Origin of the sequence: Pseudomonas sp. 8BK (genome assembly GCF_902506475.1) — a bacterium.
GTDB lineage: Bacteria > Pseudomonadota > Gammaproteobacteria > Pseudomonadales > Pseudomonadaceae > Aquipseudomonas > Aquipseudomonas anguilliseptica.
On the sequence record NZ_LR733252.1, the window covers coordinates 158,214 to 177,593 of the forward strand.

The following is a 19,380-nucleotide window of genomic DNA, read 5'->3' on the forward strand; positions in this document are numbered from 1 at the left end:
GAGTCTCGTGTGAGGTATCGGGTGCGCGATGCAGACGTGGCAGTCACGCAAGGCGGAGAAGATAAGGGTTGCTGCTTAGAGAGTCTAAGAATGTTTGGAAAGGTTTATATGCCTTTTCGATTTAATAGATAAGGCTGTACCGGCCGCTCTACCGCGCACTGTGCCTGTGCGTTGGCTCGGCCGCGGATTAGGCTCAAGGCTTTCGTTAACGGGAGGGCATATGCGTCAGTTAGGCATTCTGGGTGGCATGAGTTGGGAGTCGACGGCCAGCTATTACCGCTTGCTCAACCAGGGCGTGCGCGAACGCCTCGGCGGTTTGCATTCGGCGCCCTTGCTGCTGCATTCGCTGGATTTTTCCGAAATCGCCGAACTGCAGCGGCGTGGCGATTGGCAGGCCGCTGGGCAGGTGCTGGCGCTGGCGGCTCAGGGGCTTGAGCGAGCAGGGGCAACGGCCCTGTTACTGGCCACCAACACCATGCACAAGGTTGCGCCGGCCATTGAAGCGGCGGTGCAGATACCGCTGCTGCATATCGGTGATGCGGTGGGTCAGGCCCTGCAGCGCCAGGGTGTGCGCCGCGCGGCCTTGCTCGGCACGCGCTTTACCATGCAGGAGGCGTTCTACCGCCAGCGTCTGGCCGAGCGCTTCGCGATTGAGGTGATCACTCCAGACGCGGCGCAGATGGCGGAAATTGATCGGGTGATCTTTGCCGAGCTGTGCCAGGGTCAGTTTCTGCCGCAGGCCCGGGACTTCTATCTGGACTGTTTGCGCACGCTGCAGGGGCAGGGTGCCGAGGTGGCCATCCTGGGTTGCACCGAGATCGGTTTGCTGCTCGATGGCCTGGGCGCACCGTTGCCGCTGCTCGACAGCACCGAGCTGCATGTGGCCATGGGGCTGGAATGGATGTTGGGTGGTGTGTAGGTTGGGTTGAGCTTGCGAAGCCGGTCGCGGTCCGGCCCAACAGGGAGCGCGTAGCGCTGCGCCCGGCTATCGTTGGGCTTCGTCGCAGGCTCCTCAACCCAACCTACGACGAACACCAGATACGGCAGTCCGTAGGGTGGATGGCGCTTTATCCATCCACCGCGGCAGTTGGTGGATGAAAAAGGCGTCATCCACTCTGTGGCTCTATTCAGGACGAACAGCTGATCTCCAGATGCTTGCCCCATTCCGGCGGACGCTGGGCGTAGCGTTCGAAGCCGGGCTGCTCGTCGAAGGGTTGCGACAGTACCTGATGCAGTTCGCGCACCGGGGCGTAGTCGCCCTGCTCGGCGGCTTCGATCACCTGCTGGGCCAGGTAGTTGCGCAAAATGTACTTGGGGTTGGCCGCATGCATGCGCCTGCGCCGTTGCCCCGTATCGTCGCCATCGCGCGCGGTGCGCGCCAGGTAGTCAGCGGCCCAGGCGTCGAAACCGGCCAGGTCGGTAAAGTCGTCGCGCAGGCGCGCCACGGCTTGCGCTGCCGGGCTGTCGCCGAGCTCGCGGAAGAACAAGGTGTAATCCACTGCGCTGCTCTGCATCAGTTGCAGCAGGCGCTGCACCAGGGCTTGGTCGCCGTCATCGGCACTGAGCAGGCCCAGGCGTTTGCGCATCAGATCGAGGTAATGCGCCTGGTACAACGGCAGGAACAGACCGAGCGTCTCACGCAGCGCGTCGACATCGACCAGCGGTACCAGGGCCTGGCCGAGGGCGGCGAGGTTCCACTGGGCAATCGGCACTTGATTACTGAACGAGTAACGACCGCTGTCATCGGAGTGGTTGCAGATGTGCTGGGCATCGAAATCATCGAGAAAGGCGTAGGGGCCGTAATCGAAGGTGATGCCGAGGATCGACATGTTGTCGGTGTTCATCACTCCGTGACAGAAACCGTAGGCCTGCCAGTAGGCGATCATCGCGGCGTTACGCTCGATGACTTCGCGGAACATGGCCAGGTACGGCTGTTCCTGCTGCAAACAGTCGGCGTAGTGGCAGTGCAGCACATGCTCGGCCAGCTGTTTGAGCTGCTCATGCTGCTGGGTGTAATAGAAGTATTCGAAGTGGCCGAAGCGGATATGGCTGGGTGCCAGGCGCAGCACCATCGCCGCAGTTTCCTGCTTTTCGCGCCACACTGGAGTGCTGGAACCGGTCACGCACAGCGCCCGCGAGCTGGGGATGCCGAGGGCGTGCAGGTGCTCACTGGCGAGAAACTCGCGGATCGATGAACGCAGCACGGCGCGGCCGTCGCCCATGCGCGAGTAGGGCGTTTGTCCGGCGCCTTTGAGGTGCAGATCCCAGTACTCGCCGGCGTCGTTGATCACTTCACCCAGCAGCAGGCCACGGCCATCGCCCAGGCGCGGGTTGTAGCCGCCGAATTGATGCCCGGAGTAGACCATGGCGCGGGGCTCGGCGGTGCTCCATAGCTTGTGCCCGGCAAAGATCTGCGCGAACACCTCGCTGTCGGCTTCGCTCGGCTCCAGATCAAGCAGGGCCATGGCGGCCGGGCTGGCAACGACCAGACGCGGCTCGGCAATCGGCTCGGGCAGCACGTGGGTGGAAAAGGCATCGCCGAGGCGGGCAAAACGGTTGTCGAACTGCAGCTCGATAAGCGGCTTCACGGTCAGGCTCCAGCCGGGCGCATGCGGCCCGGCAGTGATGAGGTGGCAGCCCGTGTTGGCGGGCCTGGCGGCAAGCTACTGCGGGTCGATTGCAGGTCTCGGTGGTGGTACTTGTCCCTGCTGCGCATCGGCTGCCGCCGTGGCGGCCACCACTTGTCCAGTGGAGAGGTTGAGTTCCTGGCCGTGCAGGTTCTTGATCATCACCTCGACCTGGTTGAAGGCCATTTCTACGTTGTGCTCACGGAAGCTCAGGGCGATACGCGTGAGGATTTCGTCGGTGGCGGCGTTGCGGTCACCCAGCTCGCGTACATGGAAGCGCAGCTCGTAGTCGAAGGTGCTGGCGCTGATGGTCAGGAAGAACAGCAGCGGTGCCGGGTCGCGCAGTACCCGCGGGTTTTCCTCGGCGGCCTGCATCATCAGCTTGCGTGCCAGGGCTAGGTCGCTTTCGTAGGCCAGGCCGATCTTCACGATGACCCGGGTGATGGTGTCGTTGAGCGACCAGTTGATCAACTGGTCGGTGACGAAGGTCTTGTTCGGCACGATGATTTCTTTGCGGTCGAAATCGGTGATGGTGGTGGCGCGAATGCGGATCTTGCTCACGGTGCCGGACAGGTTACCGATGGTCACCACGTCGCCGATACGCACCGGACGCTCGAACAGGATGATCAGGCCGGAGATAAAGTTGGCGAAGATCTCCTGCAGGCCAAAACCCAAGCCCACCGACAGGGCAGCGACCAGCCACTGCAACTTGTCCCAGCTGACGCCAAGGGTCGACAGGGTGGCGACAAAACCGATGGCGACGATCAGGTAGGACAGCAGGGTGGTGGTGGCGTAGGCGCTGCCCTGGGCCAGCTTCAATCGTGACAGCACCAGCACTTCAAGCAGGCCGGGGAGGTTGCGCCCCAGTGCGATGGTGATGCCGACGATGATCAGGGCGCCAAGCACATCACTGAGGCTGATCGGTACCAGGGTGACGGCATCGCCGCTGCCACTGCTGTATTGGTAGAGGGCGATATTGTCGAGGTAGGCAAACACCGAGATCAGGTCTGCCCAGACCCAGTACAGACCCGCGATAAAGGTGCCGAGCAGGGCCAGGCGAATCAGGCGCAGCGACTGCTGGTTGACCTGTTCGATATCCAGGGTGGGCTCCTCGACCACGGTTTCCGTGCCTTCACCGCTTTCCTTGCTCTGTGCCTGGCGTTTGGCCGTGGCGCGCTGATAGGCCAGGCGCCGCGCTGCCACGCCCAGGCCACGGACGAAGGTGGCTTCGATGACCAGCCAGATCACCAGCAGGTACAGGGTGTTGATCAGGCGGTCGCTGAGTTTCAGTGCGGTGTAGTAGTAGCCGAGGCCGACCGCGATGATCAGCGCCAATGGCAGCAGGCTCAGGGCTGTGCCGATCAGCATGCGGAAAGCCGAGGCGTGTGCGCGGGCCGGGCCGGTGAGCAGCAGCTTGTGCAGCAGCCAGACCATCAATGCATAACAGGTCAGCACCACGGTCAGGCCGATCACGTCATCGCCCAGACCGGCGGGTTGGTGCTTGGCCACCGTGACCACGGCGACCATGGCCATTACCACCAGGCCCAGACGGCGTACCTGGCGATGCAGGAAGGCCACCTGTGAGCGGCCCCAGCGGAAGTGCAGCTCGGCTACGCCGCCATCGGCGAGGATGCGGTACAGGGTGTAGAACACCAGCCAGGCCTGGGCCATCTGGAACAGCGCCTCACCCAGGTTGGCGTTCTGTCCGCGGGCATCCATTTGCAGGGCAAAGCCGCACAGCGCCAGGAACAGCGTACCGGGCAGCGCCAGCAAGACGTTGAGCATGATCGCCATCGGCGTGTGCAACTGGCTGTCGCGTTTGAAGTGGCCGATGTCCTGATGCAGCTCGGCGAGCTTGCGGTACAGGTAGCTGCGACGCCACAGCAGTAGCGCAATCAGCAACAGCAGGGGCAGGAACAGCAGCGGCCGCTCGGTCAGGCCTGCACCCAGCTGGCGCAGGTTGGCGCCCCAGGGCAGTTCGGCAACCTGCCGTTCGAGCAGGCGCGGCACAGACTTGATCCACTCCAGATCCAGCGGCTTGTTGCTGGGGATCCAGAACATCTGCTCATCGAGGGTGGCACGCAGGGTTTCGGCGGTGGTTTTCAGCTGCTTCTGATTCAGCTGCAGTGTAATCGACTCGTTGAGCAGGGCGTTCAGCTCACGGTTAAGGCGGTCAATCAGCTCGCGGCGGGTGTCGGTGAGCGCAAGCAGGTCGGTGCGCAGGGCCTGGCTGTTGGGCTCATTGGCCTGGGCACTGAGCAAGTTGTCGACATACACGCTGGGGTTGTTGATGGCTTCGCGCTGCTGGTTAAGCTCGAACTGGTACAGGCGCAGGTCGGCGATCTGGTTGGGCAGGGTGCTGTCGATCTTCAATATCGGCAGGGCTTGCTGCTGCTTATAGAGGATGCGCGAGAGCAGCAGGCTGCCTTGCAGCACGCTGATCTGTTCTTCCAGGGCCTGATCGCTCTGGCTCAGGCTGTCGAGTTGCTGTTTGGTCTGCAGATTCAGGCGGGTCAGCTCATTGAGCCGGTCGGTGGCGCGCAGCAGGTAGTCGGAGAGCTTCAGGTTGATTGCGCTTTCCTGTGCCAGCAGGCTGTCGGTGCCGGCTTTTTCGACCTCACGGGACTGTTCGGCAAGGGTCTGCTCAGAAAGGTCGCGGCGCTTTTCATTGATCAGGTTCTGCAGGGCGAGCAGTTCCTGTTCAAGGCGTTTGATGCGCTCTTCCAGCAGGCTGCGGCGGCTGTTACCGAGATCCTGCAGCAGGCTGTTGCCGGCCAGTTCCTGGCGGCGCAGCTGGGTTTGTGCATCGAGCTTGGCCAGTTCGGCATTCAGCTGATTACGCCGCTCATTGCTCAGCGGTTTGCTGGCATCGCGGCCGCTTTTCAGGATGCTGTTGATTTCCTGGCTGCGGGTCTGGTTGCCGCTGATTTCTGCCTGGGCGCGTTCCGGGCGAGTCTGCGCGGTGATTACCAGGCTGTTGGCCTCGATGATCTGTTTCTGCCACTCGCTGAGTTGTGCGTTGCGATCGGCGAGTAGTTGTTCAAGCTGCGGCAGTGTGCTTTTGCCGTAGCGCAGATTGACCTGGGTGGGCGTGCTGTTTTTCAGTCGCTGGTAATCGCGCTGCGCCTCACCAATCAGGCGTGGGGCTTGCTGCAGCTGTTTCTCAAGGTCGACACGGCGCTGCTCGCTGTCGGCTTTTTCATTCAGCAGCGCCAGGGTTTTCTCCAGGGTCTGCTTGATGGCCAGCTGCTCGGCTTCCGGCAGCTTGCGGTCGGCCAGGTTGTCCAGGCTGCTTTGTACGTCAGCCCGGCTCGGTGGCTCGGCGGCCTGTAGCAGCGGGGCGCTCAGGCACAGCCCGAGCAGTGCGACGGCAAGATAGGTGCGAAGAGAGGGCATAGTGACGATCGTTGGCTCGAAAAGAGGCTGAGTTTAACAGGCGCCTGGTTAAGCGCCTGTGCCGCGTATAACGGCTTTTGGGCGCTAGATTACGCTCTTGTGCTGGGCTTTTTTAAGCCAATAGCGCTGACGCGTAACCCGGCGCTTAAAGGAAGAGCCCAGGGCCTGGGCGACTGCCTTCGGGGAATCTGACGCCGACCTTGCGGATCTTGTTCCCTTCCATGGCGGCCACGGTCCAGGTCAGGCCTTGCCATTCCACCTGGTCGCCGATAACCGGCGAGCCGCCAATCTTGTGGGCGATAAAGCGGCCCAGATGCAGCTGACCTTCGGCGCCTTCCAGTTGCAGGCCGTAGAGTGCGGCGATGGCGGCCAGTTCGGCATCGCCTTCGAGTACGAAGTCACCAAAGAAACGCAGGTCCTGGCCGCGCGTTGGCGCCTGGCTGAACAGTTTGCCGAGGGCGGGCAGGTCGTGTTCATGGCCAACCACGCAGAGCAGGTCGCCGGCATCCAGAGTCGTGCTGCCGGAGGGGTGCAGCAGCTCCTTGCCGCGGAACAGCGCGGCAATGCGCGTGCCTTCGGGCATTTTCAGCTCGCGCAAAGGCGCGCCGATGCACCATTTTTCCGCTCCGAGGCGGTAGATAAACAGCTCCCACTGGCTGGTCGGGTGCACGTCCAGGCCGGCACGTGACACTGGTGCCGGCTCCGGCGGCACGGTCACACGCAACAACTTGGCGGCAAACGGCAGGCTGGTGCCCTGCAGCAACAGCGAAACCAGCACGATAAAGAACGCCACGTTGAAGAACAGCTGGGCATTCGGCAGGCCGGCCATTAGCGGGAACACCGCGAGAATGATCGGCACCGCGCCACGCAGTCCCACCCAGGCGATAAAGGCGCGCTCGCGGTCATGGAAGGCACGGAATGGCAACAGGCCGAGGAAGATCGACAGCGGCCGGGCGAACAGGATCATCCACAGCGCCAGGCCCAGGGCTGGCAAGGCAATCGGCAGCAGCTCGTGCGGGGTGACCAGCAGACCGAGGACCAGGAACATGCCGATCTGCGCCAGCCAGGTCAGACCGTCGAGCATGTGCAGGATGCCGTGGCGCGAGCGAATCGGCCGGTTGCCCAGCAGCAGGCCGCACAGGTAGATCGACAGAATGCCGCTGCCGCCGACGGCCGTGGTGATGGCGAAGATGATCAGGCCGCCGCTGACCACCAGCAGCGGATACAGGCCGTTGGCCAGTTCCATGCGGTTGATCAGGTTGAGCAGCAGCCAGCCGCCACCGAGGCCGAACAGCGCACCGATGCCGAACTGTTGCAGCAGCTGCACCAGCAGGCTCCAACTCATGCCGTCCTGGCCGCTGGCAAGCATGGCAATCAGGGTGACGGTGAGAAACACCGCCATCGGGTCGTTGCTGCCGGACTCGATTTCCAGGGTGGCGCTGACCCGCTCGTTCAGGCCGCGCCCGCCGAGCAGGCTGAATACCGCGGCAGCATCGGTGGAGCCGACGATCGCGCCGATCAGCAGGCCTTCCATCCAGCTCAGGTCGAACAGCCAGGCTGCTGCCACGCCGGTCAGGCCGGCAGTGATCAGGACGCCGACGGTGGCCAGTGAGAGTGATGGCCACAAGGCCACGCGAAAGCTGGAGACCCGCGTACGCATGCCACCATCGAGCAGGATGATGGCCAACGCCAGGTTGCCGACCAGGTAGGCCAGCGGGTAGTTGTTGAAGACGATGCCACCAGGGCCATCGGTGCCGGCGAGCATGCCGACAGCAAGAAAGATCACCAGAATCGGGATGCCGAAGCGCGAGCCGAACGCACTGACCAGAATGCTCATTGCGACCAGAATGCCACCGATCAAAAACAGATTATTGATGGTGCTGGCATCCAAGGCGCGTACTCCGTGCGGGTTGGTGAGCTTGCCACTATGCATGGCGCGTGCCATAGATTCTAACCGCAGACCGGTTTTGCCGCTGAAAAAAAACGCCCCGCGTTCAGCGGGGCGTCAGCTTCAACAGCGCTTCGTTTGGTTTAGAACCAGGCGTCCTGCATGCTCAGACAGGTGTCATCGCGGGCTTCGAGAATCGCCAAATCGTGGTGACAGCTCGGCACTTCCCAGGTCAGGAAGTAACGTGCGGCCTTCAGCTTGCCCTGGTAGAAGTCGGCATCGGCGGCGTTGCCCTCGCCGTTATTGAGTCGGGCCAGGCCTTCTTCGGCACGGATCGCCTGCTCCAGCCAGCGCCAGCCGATCACCGTGTGGCCGAATACCTTGAGGTACAGCGCCGAGTTGGCCAGGCCTTCATTGACCTTGCCGCTCATCAGGTCGCCCAGCAGGGCCAGGGTCACGGCTTGCAGGCGTGCCAGCAGTTGCTCCAGCGGCTGGCGCAGGGCGGTCAGCGAGGCGTGGGCTTCGGCACGCTGGCAGGTGCCGTGGATCAGCTTGAGCAACTGCTTGAGCGCCGCACCGCCATTCATCGAGACCTTGCGCCCGAGCAGGTCGAGGGACTGGATGCCGTGGGTGCCTTCATGGATCGGGTTGAGGCGGTTGTCGCGGTAGTACTGCTCCACCGGGTAATCGCGGGTGTAGCCATGGCCGCCGAGAATCTGGATGGCCAGTTCGTTGGCCTTGAGGCAGAACTCCGACGGCCAGGATTTGACGATCGGGGTGAGCAGGTCGAGCAGCTCCAGAGCGCTGCGGCGCTCTTCTTCGGTCTCCAGGGTCAGGGTGTCGTCGAACAGCCGCGCGGCGTACAGACCGAGGTCGAAGGAGCCTTCCACGTAGGCTTTCTGGGTCAGCAGCATGCGCCGCACGTCGGCGTGCTCGATGATCGAAACTTGATTGGAGGTCGGGTCCTTACCATCGGGCAGGCGGCCTTGCGGGCGCTGGCGGGCGTAGTCCAGCGAGTACAGGTAGCCGGCGTAGCCGAGCATCACTGCGCCCATGCCGACGCCAATGCGCGCCTCGTTCATCATCTGGAACATATAGCTCAGGCCATGGTGCGGTTTGCCCACCAGGTAGCCGACGCAATCGCCGTTATCACCAAAGTTCAGCGCCGTGGAGGTGGTGCCGCGCCAGCCCATCTTGTGGAACAGCCCGGCCAGGACCACGTCGTTACGCTTGCCCAGGCTACCGTCAGCGTTGACCAGAAACTTCGGCACGATAAACAGGCTGATGCCTTTCACGCCCGGTGGGGCATCCGGCAGCTTGGCCAGCACCATGTGCACGATGTTTTCTGACAGCGGATGGTCGCCGCCGGAGATAAAGATCTTGTTGCCTTTGAGTCGGTACGTGCCGTCTTCGGCCGGCTCGGCGCGGGTGCGGATGTCCGACAGCGAGGAGCCAGCATGCGGCTCGGTCAGCGCCATGGTGCCGAAGAAACGGCCGTCGATCATCGGCTGCAGAAAGCGCTGCTTCTGCTCACCGCTGCCGAAGGTCTCGATCAGGTTGGCCGCGCCCATGGTCAGGAGCGGGTACGAGGTGGTCGCCGCGTTGGCCGACTGGAAGTGCGCGAAGCAGGCCTGCGACAGCAGGTTGGGCAGCTGCATGCCGCCGACTTCGAATTCGCGGGTGGCGTTGAGGAAGCCGGCTTCGAGGAAGGCGTCCACCGCCGGTTTCACTTCGGGGATCAGCACCGCCGCGCCGTCGACGTACTCCGGCTCGTTTTCGTCATTCTTGCGGTTGTGCGGGGCAAACAGGTTTTCCGCGATGCTGCGGGCGGTGTCGATGGCGGCGTCAAAGGTTTCGCGGCTGTGTTCCGCGAAACGCTCGCGCTGGGTCAGGCCTTCGGCGTCCAGCACTTCGTACAGCTCGAAGGCCAGGTTGCGGGAACTGAGCAGGGACTCGGACATAGGTGTGCCTCCGGTTACGATGCCGCGAGTCTAAGCAGGCGCGTGCGCAGCTCCCAGCACTATCAATTAGCGTGATAACGGGGCGTTGGGCCGGGGCGGTTGAGTAGGGTGGATGGCGCTTTATCCATCCACCAGATCGCAATGGTGGATGAAAAAGACCTCATCCGCCCTACGGGGCTGCGCAGTAGCAATCGTGCTTATTGGATAAAGCCCTGAGCCAGCTCGCGGGTCAGTTCGGCGGCACCGATGGACTTGCAGCCGCTGACATTCTGCCCCGCCCAGAGCGGCGAGAAATCACCGCTGCCCAGGCTTTCAGCCTTAGTTCGCAGCGGCGCAATGGCCGCAGTCGCCTGGGGGAACTCCGGCGCAAGGGCGCTGATTGGGCCCAACTCACGTATCACCCGGTTGACGATGCCGCGCGCCGGGCGCCCGCTGAACAGATTGGTCAGGGCGGTATGCCGCGCCGCCGGGCTGTGCAGGGCGGCGCGGTGAAGGGCGCTGGTGCTGGCTTCATCACAGCACAAGTAGGCGGTGCCAATTTGCACCCCGGCCGCACCGAGGGCCATGGCCGCGCGCACGCCCTGGGCATCGGCAATGCCGCCGGCGGCAATCACCGGCAAGCGCACGGCCTGGACGATCTGCGGCAGCAGGGCAAAGGTGCCGAGCTGGCTGCTCAGTTCATCAGTGAGAAACATGCCGCGATGACCGCCGGCTTCCAGGCCCTGGGCGATAATTGCGTCAGCGCCGTTGGCCTGCAGCCACAGTGCCTCTGCCACCGTGGTTGCCGAGCTAAGCACCTTGGCCCCACAGGCTTTAACCCGTGCTAACAGCTCAGCCGAGGGCAGGCCGAAGTGGAAACTCACCACCGATGGGCGAAACTCATCCAGCACATCGGCCATCTCGGCACTGAACGGCAGACGGCCGGGCCCGCTGGCGATGGTCGTCGGATCAATGCCGAACTCGGCATAGTAAGGGCCCAGCGCCTCGCGCCAGGTTGCTTCGCGAGCAGCATCGGCGTCTGGCGGGGTGTGGCAGAAGAAGTTCAGGTTATAGGGCTTGCTGGTTTTCTCGTGCAGTGCCTGCAGCTCCTTGCGCAAGCCGGTGGCGTCGAGCATGGCGCAGGGTAGCGAACCGAGCGCGCCGGCATTCGATACGGCGGCGGCCAAACCGTGCAGCTGTACGCCGGCCATCGGTGCCTGAATCAGTGGCAGCTCAATGCCCAATAGGTCTTGCAGTGACATGTAGGTTCTCCCTTGCCTGACGGATCAGCGGCCACCGTACTGATCCATCCGGCGTCTGGCAAACTGGTAAACTGCCCGGCCACAGGAGCCCGCCCCCAATGAACTACCGCCACGCCTTCCATGCCGGCAACCATGCCGATGTGCTGAAACACTACGTCCTCACTCGCCTGATCGCCCTGCTGTCACGCAAGGAGGCGCCGTTCGCCTACCTCGACAGCCATGCCGGCATCGGCCTGTATGACCTGCGCGGCGACCAGGCCAGTCGCACTGGCGAGTGGCTGGAAGGTATCGCCCGACTGTGGCAGGCCAGCGATGTGCCGGACCCGCTGCTGGACTATCTGGAAGTGATCCGTGCAATGAACCCGGATGGCGAGCTGCGCCATTACCCTGGCTCACCGGAGCTGGCGCGGCTGCTGACCCGTGAGCAGGACCGCTTGCATCTGAACGAGAAACACCCGGAAGACGGCCGTCTGCTCAAGGAAAACATGCACGGCGACCGCCGCGTTGCGGTGCACCTGGGCGAGGGTTGGTATGTGCCGCGCGCTCTGCTGCCGACCCGCGAGAAACGTGCCCTGCTGCTGATCGATCCACCCTTCGAGCAGGTTGATGAGATGGAACGCTGCGCCCAGTCGTTGAGCGAAGCCATCGGCCGTATGCGCCAGGCGGTGGTGGCGATCTGGTACCCGATCAAGGACCTGCGTCAGCTCAGTCGCTTTTACCGCGACCTGCAAAAAAGCAAAGCGCCCAAGCTGCTGCGCGTCGAACTCTATGTACACCCCACCGATGAAGCCGCGCGGCTGAACGGCTCCGGCCTGGTGATCAGCAACCCGCCATGGGGGCTGGAGGACGAACTCAAGCAGATCCTGCCGTGGCTGGCTGACCTGCTGGGGCAAAGCCAGGGCGGCTGGCGACTGGATTGGCTGATCGAGGAAAGTAGCGGCAGCTAACGGCCCTGCGTAGGCTCAACGAAGTAGCTCAGCTGCTGGCGCGGATTAAGGTATTCCAGCGCCTCGCGCGGTAGCTGGGCCGGGCGCAGGCTGTTGGCGATGGCGAGGCGCGGTTCCTGCTCGAGGTCGATGATCATTGCCTCGTTTTTGGGCACGCCGGCGTCATAGACAATCAGCGTCGGTTTCAGCGGCTGGCTCGGGTTCATGCCCAGTACCAGGCCGTAGCGTTGATCCTCCAGCTGCACCAGGCAGCCGGGCGGGTAAACGCCCATGCAGCGGATAAAGGCTTTCAGCGCCACCGCATCGAAGCGCGCATTGTATTGTTTGAACATCAGCGCCAGGGCTTCGTGCGGGCTGAGACCATCGCGCGGATTGAGCGGGTTGCAGAGGTTGTCGAACTGGTTGGCAATGCACACCAGGCGGCTCAGGCGGCCAATTGCGGCTTCATGCAGCTGGCGTGGGTAGCCGCTGCCATCGCAGTACTCATGGTGTTCGTGGATGATGCGTAGCACCTCATCATCCAGCATCAGTTTCTGGCCCATGCGCAGGCCGAATTCGCAGTGCAGTTGCAGTAGTTGTTGTTCCGGGCGGGTCAGCGGTTCGCTTTTCAGCAGCACCTTGCTCGGTACTTCCAGCTTACCGACATCGTGCAGCAGTGCGCCGAGGCCGAGGATATGGCAATCCTCGCTGTCCAGGCCGAGCTGGCGACCCAGCATCAGGCTCAGCACCGTGACGTTCAGTGAGTGAAAATAACTGTCCTCGGCGGCCTTGCTGTTGATGCTGTGCAATACCACGCCGCTGCCGCCGAGCAGGGTTTCGACCATAGCGCCGACAATCTCGCCGGCCTGTTTGATGGCGTCTTCCGGGCGGCTGCGCAGGGTCTGGTTAAGTGTCTTGACCTGTTGGCTGGCCTGGACGAACTTGCGGTCCACCTCGGCCAGTCGTTTGCGCAACGCCTTGAGCTTTTCCGCGCGGGCCTGGCTGGCCTGCTGTTGCGGGCTGAGCGTTGGCGCTGCTACGGGCTCGGCCGCAACCGGGGCCGCAGTGGCGTCCAGCGGCGGGCAATCGCTGCGCGCCGGGTCATAGCGCAGGCGCTCCAGGCCTAGGGCGCGCAGGGCCTTGATCTGCCCTTCGTCCTTGATCTTGAAATTGCTGAAAGCAAAGTTGTGCTCCCACCAGGCCAGTTCGAGCTGGATATACAGGCCGACGCACAGCTGATCGGGGGAGATGTAGGCGGAGGTCGCAGGCATGCGGGTATCGGCGATGGTGGCTATTGGCTTGCAGTCTAGCGGTTTGCCTATGAGCTGGCAGCAATCGGCAAGCACTTCTATGCCTAGGTGCGGCCTGTTAGTTGTGTTGCAGCTCCTGTTCGACCTCATCGGCCCAGGCCAGCCAGGACTGTTCGCCAAGAATGCCGCGGCGCAGGGTCAGGTAGGGCAGGCGCAGCGCTTTGCGTTGCTCATCGGGCAAGGCCAGGTAGTCACGCTCGATGCTGAGCAGGCTGTCCAGGGTCTTGCGGTGCACGGCTATATGGCGCTGCATTTCCTCGCGCAGGTTATCCAGCGAGGTATGCGCACCGGCGTATAGCTTTACCAGCAGTGCATCGTTGATCTTGTTCGGCTGCACCGGCTCGCCCAGCCAGCGCAGCAGTTCGCTGTGGCCGGCTGGGGTGAGGCGGTAGTTCTTCTTGTCCGGACGGGTGTCTTGGGTCTGCGCCTCGAACTCCAGCCAGCCGGCCTCACTGAGTTTTTTCAGCTCCAGATAAACCTGCTGGTGTTTGGCGTTCCAGAAGTAGCCGAGACCATCCTTGAAGCGCTTGAGCAGGTCGTAGCCGCTGCCGGGTTCGCTTTCCAGCAGGATAAGGATGGCGTGCTTGAGCGACATAGGCGGGTTTCACCGGCTGCAATTGAGGTGCGCCGCAGTATACGGTCTATGCAAAAAGTTGCATCGACCCCAGTCGCTGTCTAGTATGCAAAAAATTGCATAACAAGAATAACGCAGGAGCTTCCCATGAAACGCACCGGTACCCGCTTCCGTCCGCGCCTGGTTCAGGGTGATTACGACGCCATCATCATCGGCTCCGGTATCGGCGGCCTGACCACCGCCGCGTTGCTGGCCAAGCTCGGCAAGCGCGTGTGTGTGCTGGAGCAGCACTACACCGCCGGCGGCTATACCCACAGCTATGAGCGCGAAGGCTACGAGTGGGATGTGGGCGTGCATTACATCGGCGAGGTGCATAAACCCTGGTCGGCGATCCGCCGGGTGTTCGATGTGATCAGCGACGGCAAGCTCGAATGGGCGCCAATGGATGCGCACTATGACCGCGTCGTGATCGGCGAGCAGACTTACGACTACGTGGCCGGACGCGAGGAATTCAAGGCGGAGATGGCGCGCCACTTTCCCGGGGAAACTGCGGTGCTGGAGCGCTATGTCGACCTGCTTAGCGAAGTCAGCGCCAAGGTGCCGCGCTTCTTCGCCGGGCAAGCTCTGCCGCGTTCACTGGGCATGCTCTACAGCAGGCTACGCCGTTTATGGCTGCCGGATTACTTCTTCAAAACCACCCGTGAAGTGCTCGAAGGCCTGACCGACAATCAGGAATTGATCGGCGTGCTCACCGCGCAATGGGGTGATTACGGCCTGCCGCCGGCTGAAGCCGCATTTGTGATGCACGCGATGGTCGCCAAGCACTACATCACCGGCGGTAACTACCCGGTGGGCGGCGCGACGAAGATTTCCGAAAGCATTATCCCGGTGATCGAAGCCGCAGGCGGCCAGGTGTTCACCTATGCCGGGGTCGACAAGATCCTGGTGGAGAACGGTCGCGCGGTCGGTGTGCGCATGCAGAAAGACGGCTTCGAGATCCGCGCGCCACAGATCGTCAGCTGCGCCGGTCTGGTGCCGACCTATACTCGCCTGATTGAGCCGACGGTGGCCAGTGACCATGGCCTGCTGGAGCAACTGCCCAAGGTCAAACTGTCGGCCGCCACCCTGTGCCTGTACGCAGGCTTCAAGGGCAGCGCCGCCGAGTTGAAGCTGCCGAAGACCAATTACTGGGTCTACCCGACCCACGACCACGACCATAACGTCAGCAGCTTTATGGCCGGGCAGAACCCGGCGATGCCGCTGATCTACATCAGCTTCCCCTCGGCCAAGGACCCGGCCTGGGATGCGCATTATCCGAACAAGGCCACGGTGGAAATCGTCGCACCGACCCAGCCGCAGTGGTTCGCCCAGTGGAAGGGCACCACCTGGGGCAAGCGCGGCGCCGACTACGAGGCGTTCAAGGCGCAGCTCACCGAGCAGTTGCTGGAAACCCTCTACCAGCATCAGCCGCAATTGCGCGGCGCACTGGACTTCTGCGAGCTGGGCACGCCGCTGTCCACCGAGTGGTACCAGTGGAACGAGCAGGGCGAGATCTACGGCATCGACCACACGGTAGAGCGCTTCGAACAGCACTGGATTCACAGCCAGACGCCGATCAAGGGCCTGTATCTGACTGGCGCCGATACAGTGACTGCGGGGGTAGGCGGGGCGCTGATGGCCGGGGTACTGACTGCCTCACGCATGCTGGGCTGGCGTGGTTACAAGGTCGGCAAACTGTTGAAAAGCTGGAAGGCGGAAACTACCGCCGATGGCAGTGCGGCGGCGGATGTGGCTGGCTAAATCATCACGTCGACGCTATTGCCCAGATTGGGCGGATTGCTCGGCACGCTGGCTGGCGTGGCGGCCTGGACCAGGCCGCCGATGCTGGCAGCCTGCAGTTCCAGGGTTTTGCGCAGCAACAACAGTGAGGCCAGGGCAGAGGCCTGAGCCGCTGCCTGGGTCGACACCTGATTGCTCAGGCCGCTGAGTTCCATCGTGCTATCCCCTCTCTATCAGCCCGGCAGGCAGGTTCCCGTTCCGCCCAGGCCACAATAGCCGCCGGGGTTCTTCGCCAGGTACTGCTGGTGATAAGCCTCAGCGTAGTAGAACGGCGGGGCCTCGCGTACTTCGGTGGTAATGGCGCCGTAACCGGCCTTGCTCAACTCCGCCTGGAACTGCGCCTGGCTGTTCTGCGCGGCGGCCAGCTGTTCGGCGCCGTAGCAGTAAATCGCCGAACGGTACTGGCTGCCGATGTCGTTGCCCTGGCGCATGCCCTGGGTTGGGTTGTGCGCCTCCCAGAACACTTTCAGCAGTGCGGCGTAGCTGGTGACCTGTGGGTCGAATACCACCAGCACCACTTCGGTGTGGCCGGTCAGGCCCGAGCAGGTTTCGTCATAGGTTGGGTTTGGCGTATGGCCGCCGGCATAGCCGACCGCCGTGCTCCACACGCCCGGTTGTTGCCAGAAGCGCCGTTCGGCGCCCCAGAAACAACCCATGGCGAATACCGCCTGCTCAAGCCCCTCGGGGAATGGGCCCTGCAAGGCATTGCCATTGACGAAGTGTGCGATGGGCACTGCCATCGCTTCGGCACGGCCAGGCAGTGCCTGCTCGGCGCTGGGCAGTTCGAGTTTGTGGGCGAGAATTTGCGAACGCAGAACCATGAGCCATTTCCTCAGCAGAAGCATGTGTGTCATAGACCTTTAGAAGCCAGGCTTGTTACAGCTAGCCTCGGTTGGGATAGCGCCTGAGGCTTTCCAGCAGGTCGCGGCTGGCGATGGGTTTGTCGAACAGGTAGCCCTGGCCGATATCGCATTGCTGGCGCCGGAGAAAATTCAGCTGCGCGGCTGTCTCGATACCTTCAGCTACCACCTTGAGTTTCAGGTTGTGCGCCATGGCGATCACTGCCGAGGTGATTTCCATGTCGTCCTGATTCTCCGGGATGTCCTTGATAAAGCTGCGATCGATCTTGATTACGTCGATGGGGAATTTCTTCAGGTAGCTGAGCGAGGAGTAGCCAGTGCCGAAGTCGTCCATGGCCAGTGTCAGGCCCAGGCTTTTCAGGCGGCTGAGCTGATGGCGGGTGTCATCGGTGGCTTCCAGCAGCAGGCTTTCGGTCAACTCTAGCTCGAGCAGGGCCGGGTCGAGCTGTTCCTCATTAAGGATGGCGGCGATCTCGCCAACCAGGTCCGGGTCGGAGAACTGTTTGGGCGACAGGTTGATCGCCATTTGCAGCGGTGTGTGGCCGACAGCGATCAGTTGCTTGCTCATGCGGCAGGCCTGGCGCGTGACCCATTTGCCTATGGGGATGATCAGCCCGGTTTCTTCCGCCACGCTGATAAATTTGTCCGGGCTGATCATGCCCTTGTCCGGGTGATGCCAACGCAGCAGCGCTTCCAGGCCCAGCAGCCGGCCACTCTTCAGGCACAGCTTGGGCTGGTAGAACACCTCCAGCTCGTTCTGCATCAGCGCGCGGCGCAGGTTGCTCTCGACGAACAGCTTGTAGTGCGCTTCGGCGTTCAGCGCATCGGTAAACACCTGCAGCTGGTTTTTGCCGTTGGCCTTGGCTTTATGCAGGGCCAGACCAGTGTGCTTCATCAGGGTCTGCGGATCATCGCCATGTTCGGGCGCACAGCCCAGGCCGATGGAGCCGGTGACGCTGATCAGCTGGTTGTCGACAAACAGCGGCTTGTCCAGGGTGTGCAGCAGCTTCTGCGCTACCAGCTGGCTGTCGGCCTGATTGGCGTCGAGCAGCACGGCAAACTCGTTGCTGGCAAAGCGCGCCAGCACGCTGCTAGGGGGCAGGGTGTTGCGCAAACGGCGCGCCAGGCTGACCAGCAGTTTGTCGCCAGTCTGGTGGCCGAGGCTGTCGTTGATCCGCTTGAAGTTGTCGATATCCACCAGCAGCAGGCTGATCGGTTTGCCTGGGTGTTCGCTGAAGTGGTTTTCCAGCGAACGGATAAAGGCGTAGCGGTTGCCCAGCCCGGTCAGGTTGTCGCGAAAGGCCAGGCGCTCGATGTGCTGTTGCGCCTGTTTGTTCGCGGTAACGTCTTCGTAGATGCCGATGTAGTGAGTCAGGCTGCCATCGTCGGCGTGTACCTTGGACAGCGACAACTGACCCCAGTAAGGGTCGAGGTTTTTCCGCCGGCTCTTGAATTCACCTTGCCAGCTGTTGTGTTCGGCCAGGCTGGAGCGGGCATCGAACAGCAGGTCGCTGAGGTTCTCCAGGGCGGGGATTTCTGACAGGCGGCGGCCCTGGACTTCGCTGGCGCTGTACAGCGTGATGGCGGTAAAGCTCGGGTTGACGTACTCCACCAGGCCGTCGCGATTGAGCAGGATAAAGGCGCTGGAGCTCTGCTCGACGGCGCGCTGGAACAGGTACAGGGCATTGGTTGCCGAGCGGCGTTGCTGGTTGGTCAGCACCTGGGCGTACTGGTCGGCCAGTTCGCCGGCAAAGGCGATTTCGTCGGCCTGCCAGGTGCGCGGCGTGCCGATATGCTCCAGGCACAGCACGCCCACCACTTCGCCCGCGATGCGGATACTGGCATCGAGCATGGCGGTGATGCCCATGGGCTGCAGGTAGCTGCTGCTCAGCTCGCAGGTGCGTGGGTCCTGGTGTGCGTCATGCGCGTCCAGGGCGCGGCCGCTGTGCAATGCCTGCAGGTAGGCGGGGTAGGCGCTGGCATCAATGTCGGCCTGGTCGATATGCCGGCCCTGCTCCTGTTGGTACAGGGCCACCGATTGCAGCACATGTTGATTGAGGTTCCAGATGCCGACGCGGCTGACGCCATACAGCTCGCAGGCGCTTTTGCTGATCAGCTCGGCGGCTTCACGCAAGGGATCGCTGTCGCCGTAATGATGGCGCGCGAGGGTGACGATCAACTGTTGCTGGGCCTGTGTACGTTGCTGTTGCGCTTGCAGCTCGGCCTGGCTGCGCTGGTATAGCTCGAGGGTTTGTGGCGAAGGAGCGCTCTGCTCGTTCATCACCAGCAGATAGCCGCGTAGCAGGTGGCGGCCGCGTTGCTTGAAGGCTTCGCCCACTTCCATCAACGTCAGGCTGCCGCGTGGGGTGTGCAGGCAGTACTGCACGCTGTAGTGGCGACGGTCGGCCAGCTGCTGCGCGATGTTGTCGTGCAGTTGGTGGCGAACCGCGGGTTCCATCAGGCTGGCGTAGGGCGCATCAAGCAGGGAGCAGAGTTCGTGAGCGGGCAGGCCAAACTGTTCTTCGCAGCCCGCGTCGAGGTACAGCAGAGCCCAGCTGGCCTCATTCAAGCGCTCGAAACGTAGTAAGCCAAGGCGCGAAGGCACTGGCAACTGCGTCACAACCTCGGCCGCTAAACGACTTGCGGCATCGGGATGGCTTTTCATTCGGTGGCTGGCTTCCAGTATGCTGATCGAAGCGGCAATCGACTCACTTCATTTATAGCGTCGGGTAAGGGTGCATCATGCAATTGCGACTGA

General features: G+C 62.7%; 13 protein-coding genes. 3 read left to right on the plus strand and 10 right to left on the minus strand.

The features are described from left to right. Positions 1-220: 220 nt before the first annotated feature. Positions 221-919 (plus strand): aspartate/glutamate racemase family protein, encoded by a 699-nt coding sequence (locus tag ACIN8IBEIGE_RS00725; RefSeq protein ID WP_160012964.1) that lies wholly within the window; start codon positions 221-223, stop codon positions 917-919. Between the two features lie 208 nt (positions 920-1,127). Here the strand turns inward: ACIN8IBEIGE_RS00725 and selO are convergent, their stop codons facing one another. The 5 genes from selO to ACIN8IBEIGE_RS00750 form a co-directional block, all read right to left on the minus strand. Then, positions 1,128-2,588 (minus strand): protein adenylyltransferase SelO, encoded by a 1,461-nt coding sequence (gene selO / locus ACIN8IBEIGE_RS00730; RefSeq protein WP_160012965.1) that lies wholly within the window; start codon positions 2,586-2,588, stop codon positions 1,128-1,130. A 75-nt stretch (positions 2,589-2,663) separates the two neighbouring features. Beyond that, the gene (mscK, locus tag ACIN8IBEIGE_RS00735; protein WP_160012966.1) at positions 2,664-6,023 is read right to left on the minus strand and encodes a mechanosensitive channel MscK; all 3,360 of its coding nucleotides are present in this window, start codon (positions 6,021-6,023) and stop codon (positions 2,664-2,666) included. Positions 6,024-6,168: 145 nt separating this feature from the next. Beyond that, entirely contained in the window at positions 6,169-7,914 is a 1,746-nt protein-coding gene (locus ACIN8IBEIGE_RS00740) for a potassium/proton antiporter (RefSeq protein WP_160016274.1), read from the minus strand. Positions 7,915-8,054: 140 nt separating this feature from the next. Next, the gene (locus ACIN8IBEIGE_RS00745; RefSeq protein ID WP_160012967.1) at positions 8,055-9,872 is read right to left on the minus strand and encodes an acyl-CoA dehydrogenase; all 1,818 of its coding nucleotides are present in this window, start codon (positions 9,870-9,872) and stop codon (positions 8,055-8,057) included. Between the two features lie 197 nt (positions 9,873-10,069). Further along, on the minus strand, positions 10,070-11,113 hold the full coding sequence (locus ACIN8IBEIGE_RS00750; protein ID WP_160012968.1) for a nitronate monooxygenase family protein: 1,044 nt from the start codon (positions 11,111-11,113) through the stop codon (positions 10,070-10,072). Positions 11,114-11,211: 98 nt separating this feature from the next. Between ACIN8IBEIGE_RS00750 and ACIN8IBEIGE_RS00755 the strand changes: the two genes are divergently transcribed. After that, the gene (locus ACIN8IBEIGE_RS00755; protein ID WP_160012969.1) at positions 11,212-12,060 is read left to right on the plus strand and encodes a 23S rRNA (adenine(2030)-N(6))-methyltransferase RlmJ; all 849 of its coding nucleotides are present in this window, start codon (positions 11,212-11,214) and stop codon (positions 12,058-12,060) included. Here ACIN8IBEIGE_RS00755 and ACIN8IBEIGE_RS00760 read toward each other — a convergent pair. Both ACIN8IBEIGE_RS00760 and ACIN8IBEIGE_RS00765 read right to left on the minus strand, forming a co-directional pair. Beyond that, positions 12,057-13,310 (minus strand): HD-GYP domain-containing protein, encoded by a 1,254-nt coding sequence (locus ACIN8IBEIGE_RS00760; protein ID WP_160012970.1) that lies wholly within the window; start codon positions 13,308-13,310, stop codon positions 12,057-12,059. The genes ACIN8IBEIGE_RS00755 and ACIN8IBEIGE_RS00760 overlap by 4 nt on opposite strands. A gap of 97 nt (positions 13,311-13,407) precedes the next feature. Continuing rightward, complete coding sequence (locus tag ACIN8IBEIGE_RS00765) at positions 13,408-13,944, minus strand: PadR family transcriptional regulator (protein WP_160012971.1); 537 nt, start codon at positions 13,942-13,944, stop codon at positions 13,408-13,410. 126 nt (positions 13,945-14,070) lie between these two features. Here ACIN8IBEIGE_RS00765 and ACIN8IBEIGE_RS00770 point away from each other — a divergent pair, with 126 nt between their 5' ends. Then, positions 14,071-15,723 carry an NAD(P)/FAD-dependent oxidoreductase gene (locus tag ACIN8IBEIGE_RS00770; RefSeq protein ID WP_160012972.1) on the plus strand — a complete coding sequence of 551 codons (1,653 nt, stop codon included), beginning with the start codon at positions 14,071-14,073 and terminating at the stop codon, positions 15,721-15,723. Here the strand turns inward: ACIN8IBEIGE_RS00770 and ACIN8IBEIGE_RS00775 are convergent. From ACIN8IBEIGE_RS00775 to ACIN8IBEIGE_RS00785, 3 genes are all read right to left on the minus strand, one after another. Beyond that, positions 15,720-15,917 carry a putative motility protein gene (locus ACIN8IBEIGE_RS00775; protein WP_160012973.1) on the minus strand — a complete coding sequence of 66 codons (198 nt, stop codon included), beginning with the start codon at positions 15,915-15,917 and terminating at the stop codon, positions 15,720-15,722. The two genes, ACIN8IBEIGE_RS00770 and ACIN8IBEIGE_RS00775, sit on opposite strands and share 4 nt — an antisense overlap. Before the next feature lie 18 nt (positions 15,918-15,935). Next, positions 15,936-16,583 (minus strand): peptide-methionine (S)-S-oxide reductase MsrA, encoded by a 648-nt coding sequence (gene msrA / locus ACIN8IBEIGE_RS00780; protein ID WP_160012974.1) that lies wholly within the window; start codon positions 16,581-16,583, stop codon positions 15,936-15,938. Between the two features lie 61 nt (positions 16,584-16,644). After that, positions 16,645-19,287, minus strand: coding sequence for a bifunctional diguanylate cyclase/phosphodiesterase (locus ACIN8IBEIGE_RS00785; RefSeq protein WP_160012975.1), 2,643 nt, complete (start codon positions 19,285-19,287; stop codon positions 16,645-16,647). Positions 19,288-19,380 lie beyond the last annotated feature (93 nt).